The sequence below is a fragment of the Thermococcus sp. genome (genome assembly GCF_027063845.1).
In the GTDB taxonomy this organism is placed as follows: Archaea; Methanobacteriota_B; Thermococci; order Thermococcales; family Thermococcaceae; genus Thermococcus.
In genome coordinates this window covers 1-14,227 of sequence record NZ_JAMOQU010000007.1, presented here as the reverse complement: position 1 = coordinate 14,227, position 14,227 = coordinate 1, and the positions used below count along the sequence as shown (strand labels likewise).

The following is a 14,227-nucleotide window of genomic DNA, read 5'->3' as shown; positions in this document are numbered from 1 at the left end:
AATAACCTCCCAAAAATTCAAAATTGATGGGCCAAAATGGCTGAGATTGAACGACTTGACGAACTCGACAGGGCGATACTCCACATCCTGCAGGAGGACGGAAGGGCCAGTTACTCAGAGATAGCAAGAAGGCTTAAGGTGCCCGAATCAACGGTCAGGCTCAGGGTTAAAAAGCTCGTTGAGAGGGGAGTCATAAGGAAGTTCGTCGCCCTCATAAACCCATTCAAGGCGGGCTACTCCGTCGTAGCGTTCATAGCCGTTGATGTGGAACCGAGCAAGATAAAAGAAGCCGTGGAAAAGTTAAAGGAGTTGCCAGAGGTAGACGTCCTGGGCATAGCGACCGGGGCCCACGACATACTAATGCAGGTAACCGTGAGGGATTTGCAGGAACTTGAGAACTTCCTCGTTGAAAAGCTCGGCAGGATAGAGGGGATAAAGAGCACGGAAACTTCAATCCTCACGAGCGTCAAGAAATGGGGATATGCAAGGGTATTTTAGGTTCCTAAGAGCACCCAGATGCCTATCGCGATGAGCAAAAGTCCGGCGATGACGGAGAGCTCCATGCTGTGCCTGACCATCGCCTGGGAGAAGCGCTTGCTCTCGCTCACGCTCCCCATGGCGAGGAGGATTACGACGAGGGGAAGCACGAAGATGACGTTGTAGAGGGCCAGGAGGAAGAACGCGAGGGCCCTGCTCCCGTGCGCTATTATCGTCGCGTAGACGAGGTAACTGCCGGCGGAACAGGGGAGGAGCGTCGTTGAGACCACAACGCCGAGGGCAAACGAACCGGCGAAGGTCGCGTCGGCGCTGAATATCTTCCTCCTTATCTTCCCCTTGTCGCCTATCCTCGAGCGCTCCATTATCCCTGTGACCATTGTGTAGATTCCGAAGCCCATCGCAAAGATTCCCGCGAGCCACAGGGGAATGTACTGCCCGAGGAAGAGCAGGCCAACGCCGAGGAGGTAGTACGAGACGTAAACGGCCAGGATAAAGGCCGAGCCTATGATGTAGAGTCTCTTCCGCGACACTTCCCTTACAGATATCGCAATGAGGAGCATAGTGTAAATCACGAAGGTGCAGGGGTTTATCGAGTCGCTCATTGCCAGGGCGTAGAACTTGGGGATAAACTCTGGAATGCCCAGGAGGTAGAGAACGACGGCGCTTAACCCAAAGGAAGCCAGCAGGATTATCGCGAGGGCCTTGATTTCGCTCTTCATGGGCAAAAGTAATCAAGAAAGACTTTTCATCCTTTCCAAAACGAAAGGTTGAAAACTAAAGGTCAGCCCGTCGAGTTTCCGCTCGAAGTCGAGTTGGCCTTCAGCTCGTTGAGTATCTTCTGGACGTCAACTGACTGATGCTTCACGAATATGGTGTAAAGCGCGTCTATGACGAGCTTGGCCTTGGGGTCCTTGTAGGAGAGCAGGTAAGTTTTTCCAGTAAATAGAAGCATGCCATTGTTTTGAATCGCCACAGCTATAATCTCAGGGGTTTTAGTTATGTCGAATTCCCCCTCAATGACCGCGTAGAGGGTTTCGTTGTACGTTATGGCTATCACTGGAACACCACTGATGCCCGTAAGCTGGGCGAGCTCGTTGAAGAGCATCATGTTCGTCTGGTTGTTCACGAGCTCGTAGTAGGTTAAGGCCTTCTCTCCGTACTCCTGGGGAATCCACTCGTGCATGTGCCGGCAGTGGGGGCAGGTTTTCATACCGTACATGTAGAAGTGAATCGCGTTCAGGTAAATCCTCGTGCCGTTGACGTCAACGTAGGCCGGCTTCGAGGGTGTTGAGGTTGTGGTCACCTGGGAGGAAGCGCTCGAGGTCGTTGAACCCGTGCCGTTGCTCCCTATACAGCCGGCGGAGAAACCCACCACGATGAGCAACAGGAGCGCAATTCCGATTTTACTCTTTTTCATGTAATCACCACCGCCCATTTCTCAGGGAGAGTTATAAACGTTAACACGGCTTCATTTCAATTTGAACGGAACCCTTAAATCAACTTGGGACGTATGTATTCGGGGGTGTGTATGCAGACATGGTACCGCTCGCGGGCCCTTTACGACGCAGTCATGAAGCTCGTGAAGGCAGGGAAATTTGACGAGGCCATGAAGCTCGCCGGGGGGATACCGGACGGGAGCGTCCGTTCCAAGGCAGTCAACGGAATAGTCGTGGAGATGGCGAAAGAGGGAGAGGATTACAGGGATGCCCTTGACAGGGCGATAGAGACGGCACTCTCAACGAAGAACCCGACGAAGAACCTGATGGGGCTGGCCTTTGAGTTCCTTGAAATGGGGAAGTTCGACGACGCCCTCTACATAGCGGAGCACATAACCGACCTCGCCAACAGGTCAAAGGTGCAGGCAGAGGTCGCGCTCAGGCTCGCGAGGAAGGGTGAACTCGATAGAGCCATGAAACTCATAGAGGACATCCTGGACGAAGACGTCAAGACCTGGGCAACCTCAATGCTCGCGAGCGAGCTTTAGCGTGAAGAAGTCAAAACCAGCCGTTTTATCTGCCGTTTTTGACAGAAACCCCGCCACAACCCTTTTTTAGGGAAGCCCTTTTCTATGGCGGGTGAGACCATGAACGGCGGAGAGATAATCGGACTGCTCGGAATGTTGCTCCTCGTGAGCGCTTGGGTTCCGCAGACCATCGAAACGATAAGAACGAGGAAGTGCCCCCTGAACATGGGCTTCATAGTGATTTATGTGACAGCGGCGTCGTTACTAACGGTTTACTCCTACATCATAGGCGACTGGATATTCTTCACGCTGAACTTCCTGTCGGCATTGCAGAGCGCGATAAACCTCGTGGTGAAGTTGACGGAAAAGAAAAGCACCTAACTCCGCTTGTAGAGCCCCACGAGCTCTCCCCACTGAATAACGTGACCCTCCATGGCCTTTTCCAGTTCTTTTCTCGTCACCCCCTGTGGAAGGTTCAGCGTCGTGTCGAGGGCGTAGACCCTGAAGTGGTAGTGGTGGACGCTCCCTCTCGGCGGACAGGGGCCACCGTAGCCTATCCTTCCGAAGTCGTTCCTCCCCTGAACCACCGGAATCGGCTTCTCGACTTCCCCAACCTTCGGAACCGCCTCGGGAATCTCGCCGAGGGGTGGAATGTTCCAGGCAATCCAGTGGGTGAAGGTTCCCGCGGGAGCATCGGGGTCGTCAACTATGATAACGATGCTCTTCGCCTTCTCGCTTATGTTCCCGATAAATATCGGTGGGTTTATGTCCTCGCCGTCGCAGGTGAACTTAGCGGGGATGTAGCTCCCGTTGTGGAAGACGGAACCAATCTCAAGTGTCTTCGGAGCAGTCGTTTTCTCACCTCCCCCACTTATACAGCCCGACCCGATTAGAAGCGCGATGATTAGCAGAGGTATCCATGTCCTCATGTTCAAACCTACGTCTTCATCCGTAAAAGGGTTGCGCCAACGTTAAATACTCCTCCGGCGTTTAACCTACCATGCGCGTGCTCTGGGAGAGGGAGATACCAGCCGAGAAAATCGTCGTCTCGCCAAGGCCGGTCTGGAAGTGTCGAACCTGCCCGATGTACGGGAAGAGGCCGAGCTGTCCTCCCCACGTTCCAGACTGGAGGGAGGCAAGGGAGTGGGTGAGCCACTTCAGCAGGGCCATCCTCATAAAGTTCGAGGTGGATATGAAGCGCTTCGAGGAGGAGAAACGGGAGGCAATCAGGTACCTGCTCAAGCGCGAGGCCGAGCTCTTTAAAGAGGGAAAGCTCTACGCGATGGCACTCTTCCCTGGAAACTGCAACCTCTGCCCGGACTGCCCCTTTGAGCGCGGTGAGCCCTGTAGAATACCAACGAAAGTCCGTCCAAGCCTCGACGCCATAGGGATTGAAATCAGCTCGCTGGTTCAAATAGACTTTTCCGAAAGCGTTTTGTATGGGCTCGTGTTAGTCGAGTAATGGGGTTTAGGATGGGAACGAGTACACTCTCAGTCAAGTCCAGCTTGGCAGTTGCCCTTACCCTAACCCTCATGTACGCCTTCGGAGCTACGTGGTTTTACTACGTTCCCTCAAGATGGGAGCCGAACACTGACATTGAGTTGTGGCGACTTCTGCTTCACTTTCTCTTCCTGAACTTTCTGTTCTGGATTGTCGTAATCCCCGAAAAGAAGCCTTTCCCCGCGTTAAACCTGCTGGTGCTCACGGTCTTAACGGTCCCGCTGGGGGTGTTCACTTCGCTCCTCTTTTTGTTCGCAATAAGCGAGACGGGCATCTGGAAGACATACGGGCTTGAATACTCCGTAATGGCACTCGTACCGTTTCTAATCGCCCACAAGTCCGTAAAAGGGCGAGTCTCCGCCGTTCCGTTTGCCTTAGCACTATTTTATGGTGCCACAGCTTACCTGTGGGGGAACGCGGTATGGTGAGGATTGCCTACATCACCCTGCTCGGTCGCTCGCCCTGGGCGGTTGTAAACACTTACTACAAGCTCCTGAAGGAGGGAAAACCGAAAGGGAAAATCGAGAGGGTTTACATCTTCACCGAGGAGCGCTATAAGAAGAATCTCCAAAGGGTTGTCAGGGCCCTTGAGGCAATCTCCAAGGCTTACAATCTCGAGCCAAGGATTGAGACCGTTATAATACCGGACCACGGGTTTTCCGAGGCCGAGAGAAAGTTCAGGGAACTCTTCTCAAAGCTCGAAAGTGAGGGTTACAGAATAGGCCTCGACATAACCTCGGGGAGAAAAGCGCTCGTCGCAGCTGCAATAGTCCAAGCCCGAGAGTTCCCCGTGTCGTTCATAGTCTACATGGCCCTGCTCGACATGGACTTTCCGGACAGGCCCTACATGATGATTCCAACCCATATGCAACCGCTCAAGAACTTCCTGGGGGATGGAGATGAAGCCCGCTGAGGTCATAGAGAAGCCAGAACTGCAGGTTCTCATAAACGTTCTCGCCGAGAGGGGCGAGCTACGGGTGAGTTACCCACTCTACGGTCTCCCCCTCCTCAGAGCGGAGCCGAGCGAGCGAGGTTATAACCTCGAAGTCCTGACGGACAGGAAGACCTTCAACGCCCGCGTTCCGCCAAGGCTCTCCTCGGAACTGCCGACGTGGAGCGACTTCTACGAGTGCTTCATCTCCGCGGGAATCCTCCGGTACGACAACCTTGACGAGTTCGAGGAGACGCTTGAGCTCTACGAGAGGCTAAGGAAGGGAGTCGCCTTCGCTCCCGATACGAACCTCTTCTACCACCGCTTCATCTCATCCTACAGACCGCTCAATGGCTATCAGATAGTCGTCGCCGAGGGCGTCAAGAAGGAAATCGAGGACGCGATGAACTACAAGTACAGGCACAAACAGCTCGAGGAGATTTCACGCGAGGTTCTCAACGCCCACCTCCTGAGGGAGTTCAACAACAGGCGGACGAAAAGGAGCAGGAAGGCAGCATACATAGCCCTCAAGGAGTTCGAGAGGCTGAAACCGAGGATAATCATCGCCGAGAGCGTGAGCGAGCCAGCCCACAACAACGACGAGATTATCGTCAAGTCCCTCAAAAGGTACGACAGAATGACGCCCACCTTGCTCGTCTTCCTGACGGCCGACATAGCGATAACCGACGTGGCGGAGATGGAGGGGCTCGAGTACTTCCTCTTCAAGTACCCGCGGAAGAAACTTGAAAGGCACGAGGTCTCGGCGTATCAGCTCAGGACGCTCCTCTTCAACCTCGCGGCGGTTTTCGGCGTTATAGAGCTCAACGGAATCCTCGTCTTCGGCGAGTTTGGGGGTAAAACAAACCTCGACGAACTAAAGCTCGTCTTCGAGGGGAACGAGGTTTACGATGAGTTCGAGTTTCACCTCAAGCTGAGCAGGAAGTTAATAGAGATTATGAGATAGAGAGAAAATAAACCCAGAGTCTCTCCAAGAGATGAATAGTCTAACAAAGTGAAATAATCATCGCTATCTGACTAACCACCAGAGAGACCCCGAAGCATGAGAAGTCTTCGAGTTAAGAAAAAAATTGCCTATCGATTTATTCCAACAATCACATCATCAATCTCCGTGCCGTTACACAGTACTACAAACCTATATTTATCTGGCCCAATTGAATACACTTTAAGAGTAAACTCATCAACATGGAGTATAGTCATGTTGTTGAGGTTCGGTAGCTCATTGTCATCGATTGTTACGTTCCTCGAGACAATCTTATCGGGAGTAAGGTTAAACATTGCACTGTACTCAGCTCCATTGTACTCGACTTTGACAAACTTGAACGGGGCGTATGGTAGGCAAACCTCTCCTTTAACGTTCTGACGTTCAATTGAAATGTTGAATTCATCGGGAACAAATGGGGGATAAACTTTCATTTCCCATTTTCCAAACCCGCCAGAGATGTGTCCGTCTCTGGTAAATTTCACATTTAGCTCATATTTTACGATTCTAGAATCTTCAAGAAGTTTCTTCAAGTCTTCTGCTATACAGCTTGGAATCTGGATTTCCCCGGAGAACGATCCATTAACATAGACCGTTACAGTCTTTCCGCAGGGGCTTTTTACGTCGCCAGTCTCCGAATCCATAGATATCGAGGAGGAACTTTCCTGAGGCACATTTTGTATTTCCTTCCCAAAATGGAGCCCACTCCAGTAGATAAGATACACCCCAACGATAAGGAACAGGAAGATTAGCAGTAAAAATACGGGGAATCTTTTCTTCCCCTTCTTATTTTTCTGCCCACTCATCATGACCCCTCAAACCAAAAATCAAAGGGATAGAAATTAAAAAGTTTTAGGTTCGAATTTAAAGCTTGAATTAACTCAGCTCAGCATTCCCTCGAGCTTCTCGACGAACTCGATGCTCCTCCGGAGGTCGGCGAAGTATTCCTTGGCCTTTTCAACGTGCTCCCTCTCGACCCTTCCGCCTTTGGCTAAGACGCTCGCAGGAGCCAAAAGCTGAACCGCGTAGCGCAGGCTGGTCTTCTCGCCGAGCTCCGCAAGGTACTCTACCGCCTCCTCGCTCACCTCAATCTTCTCCTCCCTCGCGCGAATCTTGACTATCTCCCTGATTTCCTCCTTCCTATAGGGCTCGGTGTTGATTATCAGCAGTCTGTCGAGCATGTCAACGGGGATTCCGTGCGGTGCCTCGATGTCGGTGCCCCTTATCTTCGTCCTTCCCCTGTTGGTCGCTAAGATGAGAATCGGAGCGAGCTCGCTCTCCATAGCCCTCGCGAGGAACGAGAAGGCCTCGATGTCGAGCATGTGAACCTCGTCTATGAAGAGCACTCCCGGAACGAGCGTCGCCCTTCCCTCCTCAATCCAGCTCTTAACGGTCTCGTCAACGCGCCTCCTGACGTCGTCGCTTATCTCCGCTCCCGTGCTGAAGAGCAGGCCGAAGATATTTCCGCGGGCGTTGGCAACGTCAAGGTCGTGGAGCGTAACGGTGTAGGTGAACTCCTTTATCTTGAGCACCGGACCGCTCGGAAGGCTGACCTTGCGCTTGAAGAAGAGCCCCTCCTCTTCCTTTGTCGTTCCAACCTTCGAGACCCTGCCGGTTTCGGCGTCAATTTGTATGACGTCGCCTTCTTCAACGCCGAGTTCCATGAGCTGGTAGGCTATCTCTCTGCCGGCCCTTATCGTCTTCTCGTCGTCCTTCGTGCGGAGGGTTATGATGACGCTCTCAGGAATCTCGACGTAGGGGTTGAACGGGTGCCTCGTGCGCCTTATCTCAATCTTCTTGACCTCGCCCTCGTAGACCTTCCTCTCCTCGCTGATTCTAACGCCTATCGCCCGCCTCATCGCCTGCTTGAGGAACTCCGTCTTGTTGACCTCGGCCGAGTAAATCTCGCTTCCCGCTATCTGGACGAAGGGAACGTCCTCACCGAGCTCCCTCGCTATGCCCATCGCTATCGCCGTTTTACCGCTTCCTGTCGGGCCGACGAGGAGGATTCCCTTGCCGGCGAGCTTCCCGCGCTTTATGAGCTCGACCGCTATTCCGGCCGCTTCCCTCGCCTTAACCTGACCGACCATGCCGTCCGCGATGAACCTGGCCCTTCCGTTCTCGTCGAGGCCGAGGCCCCTTATGTGGGAGTGCATTCCAACCCTCTCGAATGAAACCTTGGCCACCTCCTCTATGACCGCCGGCAAGGTCTCACCCCCTTAATCTTTCCGAAGGTAACTAAAAGAGGGGATTTAAAAATTTGACGGACGGCGTTATTTTAGGAAGCGCCGTATTGTCTTAAAGACTTCGTCCTCGGGGATGTAATCCCCCGCGACCTCAGACAAAAGCCTGTGCTCACTCGCCCTGCCCTTGACCATAAAGGCCCTCTTCAAAGAGGGATATGAAGCCCATATCGCAGTTGCAACAGAACCAATAGGGGCCGTTGCACCATACGAATACAAGAACTTGCCGATTAAAAACCCCGAGGCCAGGAGCAAAAATCCGAGGGAAAGATTCGTCATCCGTTTAACAGGGGACACAGGAAACTCAGCGTAGGGAACTCTACCATCGGCCCCATCAACGTAGGCCAGATACGTGAAAAAGCCGTATTTATACCTGATTCGCCAGATTGGATAATAGACAAGCCCATCAAGGTGGACATCAAACGTTGGCATTTCCACCTCAACGTTGCTCCAGTGGAAGTACCGTCGCGCTTCGTTCTTGAGGATGCTTCTGATTTCACTCCTGAGTCGTTTCACGGCCTCGGAGGCTTCAATCGTCTTTTCAAGGAGCTTACCTTTGACATGTCCATCGAAATACCTCCTACCCCTCACGGGTAAGGGGTAGTTAACGAGCTCGTCAAAACCCTCGACTGCGGGCACTGTAGCATAGTTAAAGAACTCAACGTAACCTGCCCCTTCTTTGGAAATTATGCCCCTTCGGGCAACGCCTTTTGCCTTCACGAAGAAGACATAGAATGGAACATAGAGGAGTTCTCTCTCAATGATACGAGCCTTCCATTCAACGTCGGTTGGGGACAGGCGCTGGATGCGTATAAAAGATGCCAACACGTTCCAGGGATTTTTGACCCGCAGGGGGTAAGTAAACGTTCTGGATTCGCCGAGTTTTATCTGGAATCCACAGTAGGGACACACCACGATGCCCGCTTCCTCCGCCTCAAACTCTGCACCGCAATGGGGACACCTGACCTTCATTTCTCAACCCTCACGTCACGAGCCACTTTTCGTCCATAGCCCCTTGCCAGCTCAAAGCCGATGTATGCTCCCAGCGCCGGAAGCACAAGCATGCCCAGCCCATTCTTCCCTGCATCCGAGAGGGCCTTCCAGTAGCCAATGTTCCCGTAGAGGGAGGAGAAAAGCCCCGCGAGAGAGATTCCAAGTAGAGAAACCAAAGCGTACCAGACCTTTCTCCATATCCTAACGGGCTCAACGGCCAAGACTTCCTTTCCCCGATGGCCATCGTAGGCGACGAAGTATGTCCCACCCTCGACGTCATAATAGACCTTCCACAGGGGATAAAATACGAGGGCCATATCAAGGGTCTCCCCTTCAAACCTAAAGAACCGGAGTTCGGCATCATCGGGAACACGGCGCTCTTTGGCAACATCAGAAGCCCTGTCCTGAAGGGCGATTCTGGCGTATTCCTTCCCAAAGTCGGCGTTCAGAAACGTCAGTTTAAGGTTGCCCCACTTATCTGGAGTTAACTCCGTTATCGGCTTAATGTCCATCATATACCTCAACGTATCCTCCAACCTTTTGAAGGATAAATACCCATATCGTTCAAATTTTAGCGCCAAGTTCTCAACTGCAATATCATAGACGCTTCTCCGGGCGGGAACGCAGACGAGGGACTCCATGTTGAATTTTCTGGATTTAACAACGGCTCTGGTCTGGTTACCCTTATTCTCATAGACGACATATCTCATTTGGCCCTGCCCCTTAACGATTCCAAACCAGAAGGGAACGTAAACTCCTTCAACCTTGACAACCTTTATCCTCCCCCGTATCCCGCTGTAGTCGGAGTCTTTCTTAACCCGTTCCCAGAAAAGACGGAGAATTTCTTTTTTGGGAAGACTCTCAACGAAGAAGACGTTCTTCTCCGTGAAAACTTTGTCATAGGCGTTGGGATAACCGCAATAGTGACAGACCACTATTATATCCTCGGGGGTTACATCGAGCGGTGCTCCACAGTGCTCACACCGGAGAACCTCGATTATTACCACCAAGATAAGGAGAAGATGCAAAGATTTAAGCTTTATGGCTCAGGTGGGTTTTCCGGGCATCGGTTACCCCAAAGGCCAATGTCATCATCGCCAGAGAAGGTTGACCAAACGCTTTTAAACGTTTGGTGAGAAACAACTATGGCGAGTAAGATGGCAAAAATGAAAGGTATTATCCTGATGCTCCTCCTGATGGTGTCTCTAACGTATTAACCCCACGAAGTTTCGGGAAAGGGCACCTGTCCGCCAGAGGTCGAACTGCCAGACCCGGTTCTCTTTGTCACGACGCCCTACATCGTCAACGGGACCCTCATCTTCGAGTTGGACGTTTACTACTTCTACCAGTTCTACGAGGGAATGTGCCCGATTTCGTGCCTAACGGACAGGCTTCAGTGTCTGGACGCCAAAGCCCTTGATTTCACAGTCCACTACACCATCAAGAACGGGAGCGCTGTCGGCAGGCTCGACGGTGTTGATGGAGTTCCGCTGAAGACCTATCCCCTAAAGCTCCTGAACGGGTCAGTCGTGGAGCTGGAGGGACTAAACATCTCATTTCCGTTCGGCGTTCTCAAAACGTACCTCTCGGCCCTCAACATCACCGGAACGTTCACTCAAAACAACACTTATTCTCCGGACCTCAAACCGCTCCTGGCGAAATTTAACGGCACACCAGACGTCGTTTCGAGAATGAGGGGCTTCGTTTACAACGGGACTATCTACGTCTACTTTCCCCAGGCCGAGCTCGTGGACTGCAATAAATTCATACCCGAGGAATTTCGCGCGACAGGGAATTACGTCTCCCCGATAATACCCCTGGTCTTTAACGGCTCAATCCCAAGCGCCCCGCCACTGATTCTCGCCTACCGCAACGGGAGCATGGAGCACGTGTTAAAGCTCAAAACGGAGAGAAGGAGGGGGGATTGGGGATGCTACTACTACGCCTGCTCCCCCTCGAACCTCGAACTCCCCAGGCCGGTGAAACCACCCGTTGAACTGAGGGATGGCAGGAACTACTCGTACGTCTACGTCGCTCCTCATAATGTCAGCATCGACATCAGCGGGTTCACGAACGGCACCTTTGCCCTCTTCCTCCTGGACCTGTCGGCCAGCGGAACCCTTATCCCAGGTGGTCCCAACATTCCGACGGACATAGGCTACGTTCTCCTCTTCAGCTACGATGGCAGGCTTTTCCAGGTAAACCTGAGTTCCATACTGGGAACCTTCAACCCACCTGAGGAGAACGACTACGGCAACCCCGCCTTCTACTTCGGCGGTGCCAATGAGGAAATCTTCCACCTCGACGTGGCCTTTGTGAACGGAGCTCCCTACCTGGGTGTCTGGATGAAGGGCTTGAAAGACGTCACGCTGATACGCCTCATACCCGAGAAGGGGGAGTGGGTCAAAACAGGTTCCGTATCGCCGGAAACCTGGGAGAAAATGGTGAGGGACTCAACCGCGGGAACCAGGCTTTCCAACTTCTCCCATTACTCCAAGTACTTCCTCTCGACTCCCCTCTTGGAATACGTTCAGGTTAAGGGCGGAATGTTCATTTATCCCGCGCGATATTCGGTCAGTTTTTACGGGCTCCCCTCTGGATACGCGAAAGTTGGAAAAAGGATAATTCCCACCTGCTCACTCTGGCCGGTATACGCCTTCCTGGACAACGGCACAGTCTACGGCCTCTTCCGCGCGGGCGAAAAATTCACGATTTATCCTGAACTCGTCGATTACAAAGAGGTGCCGAAGGAAAAAATAACACCCACAAACTCAACAACGTCCACAGTTCCACCAGAGAACACAACAGGGTCAACCTCAGAGAGGGGAAAAGAGGAGAAATCAATCTGCGGGCCCGGGCTAATGGTTCTCCTTGCCCTGCTTGCCGTCCTTAGAGAACGTTGAGGTACTTGTGAACCTGGAAGCTCAGTCCAACGTTCTTCCGCCCCATGATGAGCGAAGCCTCGCGGTAGAGCTCCATCAGCCTCGCCTGGCTAATTTCAATCGGCTCCCTCGGCTGGATTACAAGGGGAGCAAGGCCCTTCAGAAGCTCGGCGTACCAGCGGACGTTCTCAGTCTTTGTCTCCGATGTGACAACGAGTTTGGCGTAAACTTTTGCCCCTGCTTCCTTCAGAATCCTAATACTCTCAACCTCGCGGAGAACTAAAGAGCGCCAGTCCTCGGTCGCTTTAGCGGTCTCGTCCTTTATGTCAACGCTCGCGTAGTCGGTGAGCGGGGCGACTTCTCTTATGAGTTCTGGAAGTCCGCCGTGCGTTTCGAGAAAGTTGTCGAAGCCGAGGCCTTTCATGCGCTCCATGAGGGCTTTTAACGGCTTCACCTGAAGGGTTGGTTCTCCTCCAGTGTAACTTATCGAGTGTATATCGCCCGTGTCGAGGCGAGTAATGGCTTCAACGACCTCATCAAGCCCAGCTGGGTTTGGCCTGTACTCAAACCTTCCGGTGAAGGGCTCGACCTCGTAGCGCCACCGCGAAACGCGGGAGGCGTCGATAAATTCCCTTGAGTCGCACCAAGCACAGTGGAGGTCGCAACCGGCGAAGCGGACAAAAATCTGTCTCCTCCCGAAGGCGCTTCCAGGAACGCTTCCTCCTTCGCCCTGCCAGCTGTTGAAGACCTCGGCCATTATGAGCTTCATGGGGTGAAATACTCGCACGGGGTTTTAAGGGTTTGGAAACTCTTTTAAATGAAAAGTGTTATACTACTTCATTAAGAAGGGATTGGAAATGAGGAGGCTAACCTCCCTGTTCGTTGTGGTGATAGTTGCCTTCGCCGTTTTCATCGCGATTGATACCTACTCCCAGCTGTTTCCCAGCACACCCAAGCCGTTTCTGAGCCTCAACGACACAGTGAGGGACGTCTCTGTTTTTCCGAACGGAAGCGTCGCCGTTGTTGAAGTGCCCAAATACGCTTCTCCCACTGGTTTTCTGGCCGTTTACTCGGCGGACGGTCAGAGAGTGTGGACGCTGAAGTTTGGAACCCGGGACTTTCTCGTGGTATATGAGTCGGTCGAAGGGGTTTCTTTTGCACCGAACGGGAGGTACATTGCAGTCCTGACCGACAGGAACCTGAGGTTATACAATCTATCAAGAAAACTTCTGTGGAAGGTTACTCTCAATCAGTCCGAGGATTCCTACTCCCGCGTTCTCTTCACCCCAGATTCCAAGCACGTGGTTGCTTACACATGGGGTGAAAGCCTCAGAGTCTGGGTTTTTTCGACAAAAGGAAGTCCCGTGCGTTATCTTAAGATGAACTCATCGCCCCTTGGGGTCATTGTACGGACTACCAGCTCGGCTCTATACGTAGCGGTGGAGGACGAGCATGGAACGACCCGTATAATGGAGGTTCCCTTCGAAGGAAACGGCTGGACTGTTGTCATTCCCAATACCTCCAGCTGGAGCGCACCCAGAGGTCTGGCCGTTTTCAAAACTTCTAACGGGACCTACGTTGCCTACGCGGACTGTGAGAAGGGAATCTACCTTATTAGAAACGGCTCAATCGTCTGGCACAGGCCTTCCTCCGGCTGTCCGTGGGACGTTGCCATCTGGGAGGGGAAGATTTATGTTTCTGACTCCTACAGAGTCCTTGTTTACAGTCTCAACGGGACCCTCCTCCAGAGTTTGCACTTTCCGGGTTTTGTTTCGGGGCCTGGGACGTTTTTCAGGTGCGGTCAGAGTTTGGCATTAACCGTCATTGAGAACTCGGATTCCTCATGGAAAACCCACGTCTACCTGCTTATAGCCGATGAAATCAACGGGATATTCAATGTGGAGGGTAGACCTCCCACAGACTATATGTCGCACGTTCGGGGGGCGTGCTGGAGAGACAACCTTATTCTGGCAATTAACGACTTCAAAAAATGGAGGGGATACGTGTACGAGGTTCCCGTTGGACCTAAAGCTCAATCCCCTTAACCTTCTCGCTCACGTAGCCCTCGAGGATTTCAACGCGAACCTCCCTCTCCTCGCCCGTCATGTCGGCCATCAGCTTTACCGCCCTCGCGTAGTCCCAGAGCCGCCTTTTTGCCTCAGCGGTTACGGCCTCGGCCATAACTATGAGCTCCCGCTCTTCAGGATGCTTGCTCA

At 52.6% G+C, this 14,227-nt stretch carries 18 protein-coding genes; 9 read left to right on the top strand and 9 right to left on the bottom strand.

From position 1 onward, the window contains the following. The first annotated feature begins 36 nt into the window (after nt 1–36). On the top strand, nt 37–498 hold the full coding sequence (locus MVO87_RS00385) for an Lrp/AsnC family transcriptional regulator (RefSeq protein WP_297516023.1): 462 nt from the start codon (nt 37–39) through the stop codon (nt 496–498). Here the strand turns inward: MVO87_RS00385 and MVO87_RS00380 are convergent. Both MVO87_RS00380 and MVO87_RS00375 read right to left on the bottom strand, forming a co-directional pair. After that, complete coding sequence (locus MVO87_RS00380) at nt 495–1,217, bottom strand: cytochrome c biogenesis protein CcdA (RefSeq protein WP_297516026.1); 723 nt, start codon at nt 1,215–1,217, stop codon at nt 495–497. The genes MVO87_RS00385 and MVO87_RS00380 overlap by 4 nt on opposite strands. A 62-nt stretch (nt 1,218–1,279) precedes the next feature. Next, the gene (locus MVO87_RS00375) at nt 1,280–1,915 is read right to left on the bottom strand and encodes a glutaredoxin family protein (protein ID WP_297551809.1); all 636 of its coding nucleotides are present in this window, start codon (nt 1,913–1,915) and stop codon (nt 1,280–1,282) included. A 111-nt stretch (nt 1,916–2,026) separates the two neighbouring features. On the opposite strand from MVO87_RS00375, the gene MVO87_RS00370 reads away from it, so the two are divergent. Both MVO87_RS00370 and MVO87_RS00365 read left to right on the top strand, forming a co-directional pair. Beyond that, on the top strand, nt 2,027–2,482 hold the full coding sequence (locus MVO87_RS00370; RefSeq protein WP_297551808.1) for a hypothetical protein: 456 nt from the start codon (nt 2,027–2,029) through the stop codon (nt 2,480–2,482). Nucleotides 2,483–2,581: 99 nt separating this feature from the next. Next, entirely contained in the window at nt 2,582–2,842 is a 261-nt protein-coding gene (locus MVO87_RS00365) for a hypothetical protein (protein ID WP_297551807.1), read from the top strand. On the opposite strand, the gene MVO87_RS00360 is transcribed toward MVO87_RS00365, so the two are convergent. Further along, nucleotides 2,839–3,390: a YbhB/YbcL family Raf kinase inhibitor-like protein gene (locus tag MVO87_RS00360; RefSeq protein ID WP_297515194.1), complete on the bottom strand. Its 552-nt coding sequence runs from the start codon at nt 3,388–3,390 to the stop codon at nt 2,839–2,841. The genes MVO87_RS00365 and MVO87_RS00360 overlap by 4 nt on opposite strands. A gap of 71 nt (nt 3,391–3,461) precedes the next feature. Here MVO87_RS00360 and MVO87_RS00355 point away from each other — a divergent pair, with 71 nt between their 5' ends. The 4 genes from MVO87_RS00355 to MVO87_RS00340 are packed head-to-tail and all read left to right on the top strand — an operon-like array spanning nt 3,462 to nt 5,857. Beyond that, nucleotides 3,462–3,923, top strand: a complete 462-nt coding sequence (locus MVO87_RS00355) for a DUF2284 domain-containing protein (RefSeq protein ID WP_297515192.1) — start codon at nt 3,462–3,464, stop codon at nt 3,921–3,923. Then, nucleotides 3,923–4,390 carry a hypothetical protein gene (locus MVO87_RS00350; RefSeq protein WP_297515189.1) on the top strand — a complete coding sequence of 156 codons (468 nt, stop codon included), beginning with the start codon at nt 3,923–3,925 and terminating at the stop codon, nt 4,388–4,390. Before MVO87_RS00355 ends, MVO87_RS00350 begins: the two co-directional genes overlap by 1 nt. Beyond that, entirely contained in the window at nt 4,384–4,875 is a 492-nt protein-coding gene (locus MVO87_RS00345) for a TM1812 family CRISPR-associated protein (RefSeq protein ID WP_297515186.1), read from the top strand. Before MVO87_RS00350 ends, MVO87_RS00345 begins: the two co-directional genes overlap by 7 nt. Beyond that, entirely contained in the window at nt 4,856–5,857 is a 1,002-nt protein-coding gene (locus MVO87_RS00340; RefSeq protein WP_297551805.1) for a PIN domain-containing protein, read from the top strand. The genes MVO87_RS00345 and MVO87_RS00340 overlap by 20 nt, the downstream gene beginning before the upstream one ends. A gap of 128 nt (nt 5,858–5,985) precedes the next feature. Here the strand turns inward: MVO87_RS00340 and MVO87_RS00335 are convergent, their stop codons facing one another. The 4 genes from MVO87_RS00335 to MVO87_RS00320 all read right to left on the bottom strand — a co-directional run bounded on the left by MVO87_RS00335 (nt 5,986) and on the right by MVO87_RS00320 (nt 10,136). After that, on the bottom strand, nt 5,986–6,699 hold the full coding sequence (locus MVO87_RS00335) for a hypothetical protein (protein WP_297515181.1): 714 nt from the start codon (nt 6,697–6,699) through the stop codon (nt 5,986–5,988). 75 nt (nt 6,700–6,774) lie between these two features. Next, the gene (locus MVO87_RS00330) at nt 6,775–8,049 is read right to left on the bottom strand and encodes a RuvB-like domain-containing protein (protein ID WP_524540261.1); all 1,275 of its coding nucleotides are present in this window, start codon (nt 8,047–8,049) and stop codon (nt 6,775–6,777) included. 117 nt (nt 8,050–8,166) lie between these two features. Then, complete coding sequence (locus MVO87_RS00325) at nt 8,167–9,108, bottom strand: TFIIB-type zinc ribbon-containing protein (RefSeq protein ID WP_297515175.1); 942 nt, start codon at nt 9,106–9,108, stop codon at nt 8,167–8,169. Continuing rightward, entirely contained in the window at nt 9,105–10,136 is a 1,032-nt protein-coding gene (locus tag MVO87_RS00320; RefSeq protein ID WP_297551803.1) for a TFIIB-type zinc ribbon-containing protein, read from the bottom strand. Before MVO87_RS00320 ends, MVO87_RS00325 begins: the two co-directional genes overlap by 4 nt. Nucleotides 10,137–10,454: 318 nt before the next feature. Here MVO87_RS00320 and MVO87_RS00315 point away from each other — a divergent pair, with 318 nt between their 5' ends. Next, entirely contained in the window at nt 10,455–12,032 is a 1,578-nt protein-coding gene (locus MVO87_RS00315; protein ID WP_297551802.1) for a CGP-CTERM sorting domain-containing protein, read from the top strand. Here the strand turns inward: MVO87_RS00315 and MVO87_RS00310 are convergent. Next, nucleotides 12,019–12,780 carry a 7-carboxy-7-deazaguanine synthase QueE gene (locus tag MVO87_RS00310; RefSeq protein WP_297551801.1) on the bottom strand — a complete coding sequence of 254 codons (762 nt, stop codon included), beginning with the start codon at nt 12,778–12,780 and terminating at the stop codon, nt 12,019–12,021. The two genes, MVO87_RS00315 and MVO87_RS00310, sit on opposite strands and share 14 nt — an antisense overlap. 88 nt (nt 12,781–12,868) lie before the next feature. On the opposite strand from MVO87_RS00310, the gene MVO87_RS00305 reads away from it, so the two are divergent. Then, entirely contained in the window at nt 12,869–14,056 is a 1,188-nt protein-coding gene (locus tag MVO87_RS00305) for a hypothetical protein (protein ID WP_297551799.1), read from the top strand. Here the strand turns inward: MVO87_RS00305 and MVO87_RS00300 are convergent. Next, nucleotides 14,037–14,227, bottom strand: a 191-nt coding sequence (locus MVO87_RS00300; protein WP_297551797.1) for a hypothetical protein, incomplete at its 5' end; no start/stop codon positions are given. The two genes, MVO87_RS00305 and MVO87_RS00300, sit on opposite strands and share 20 nt — an antisense overlap.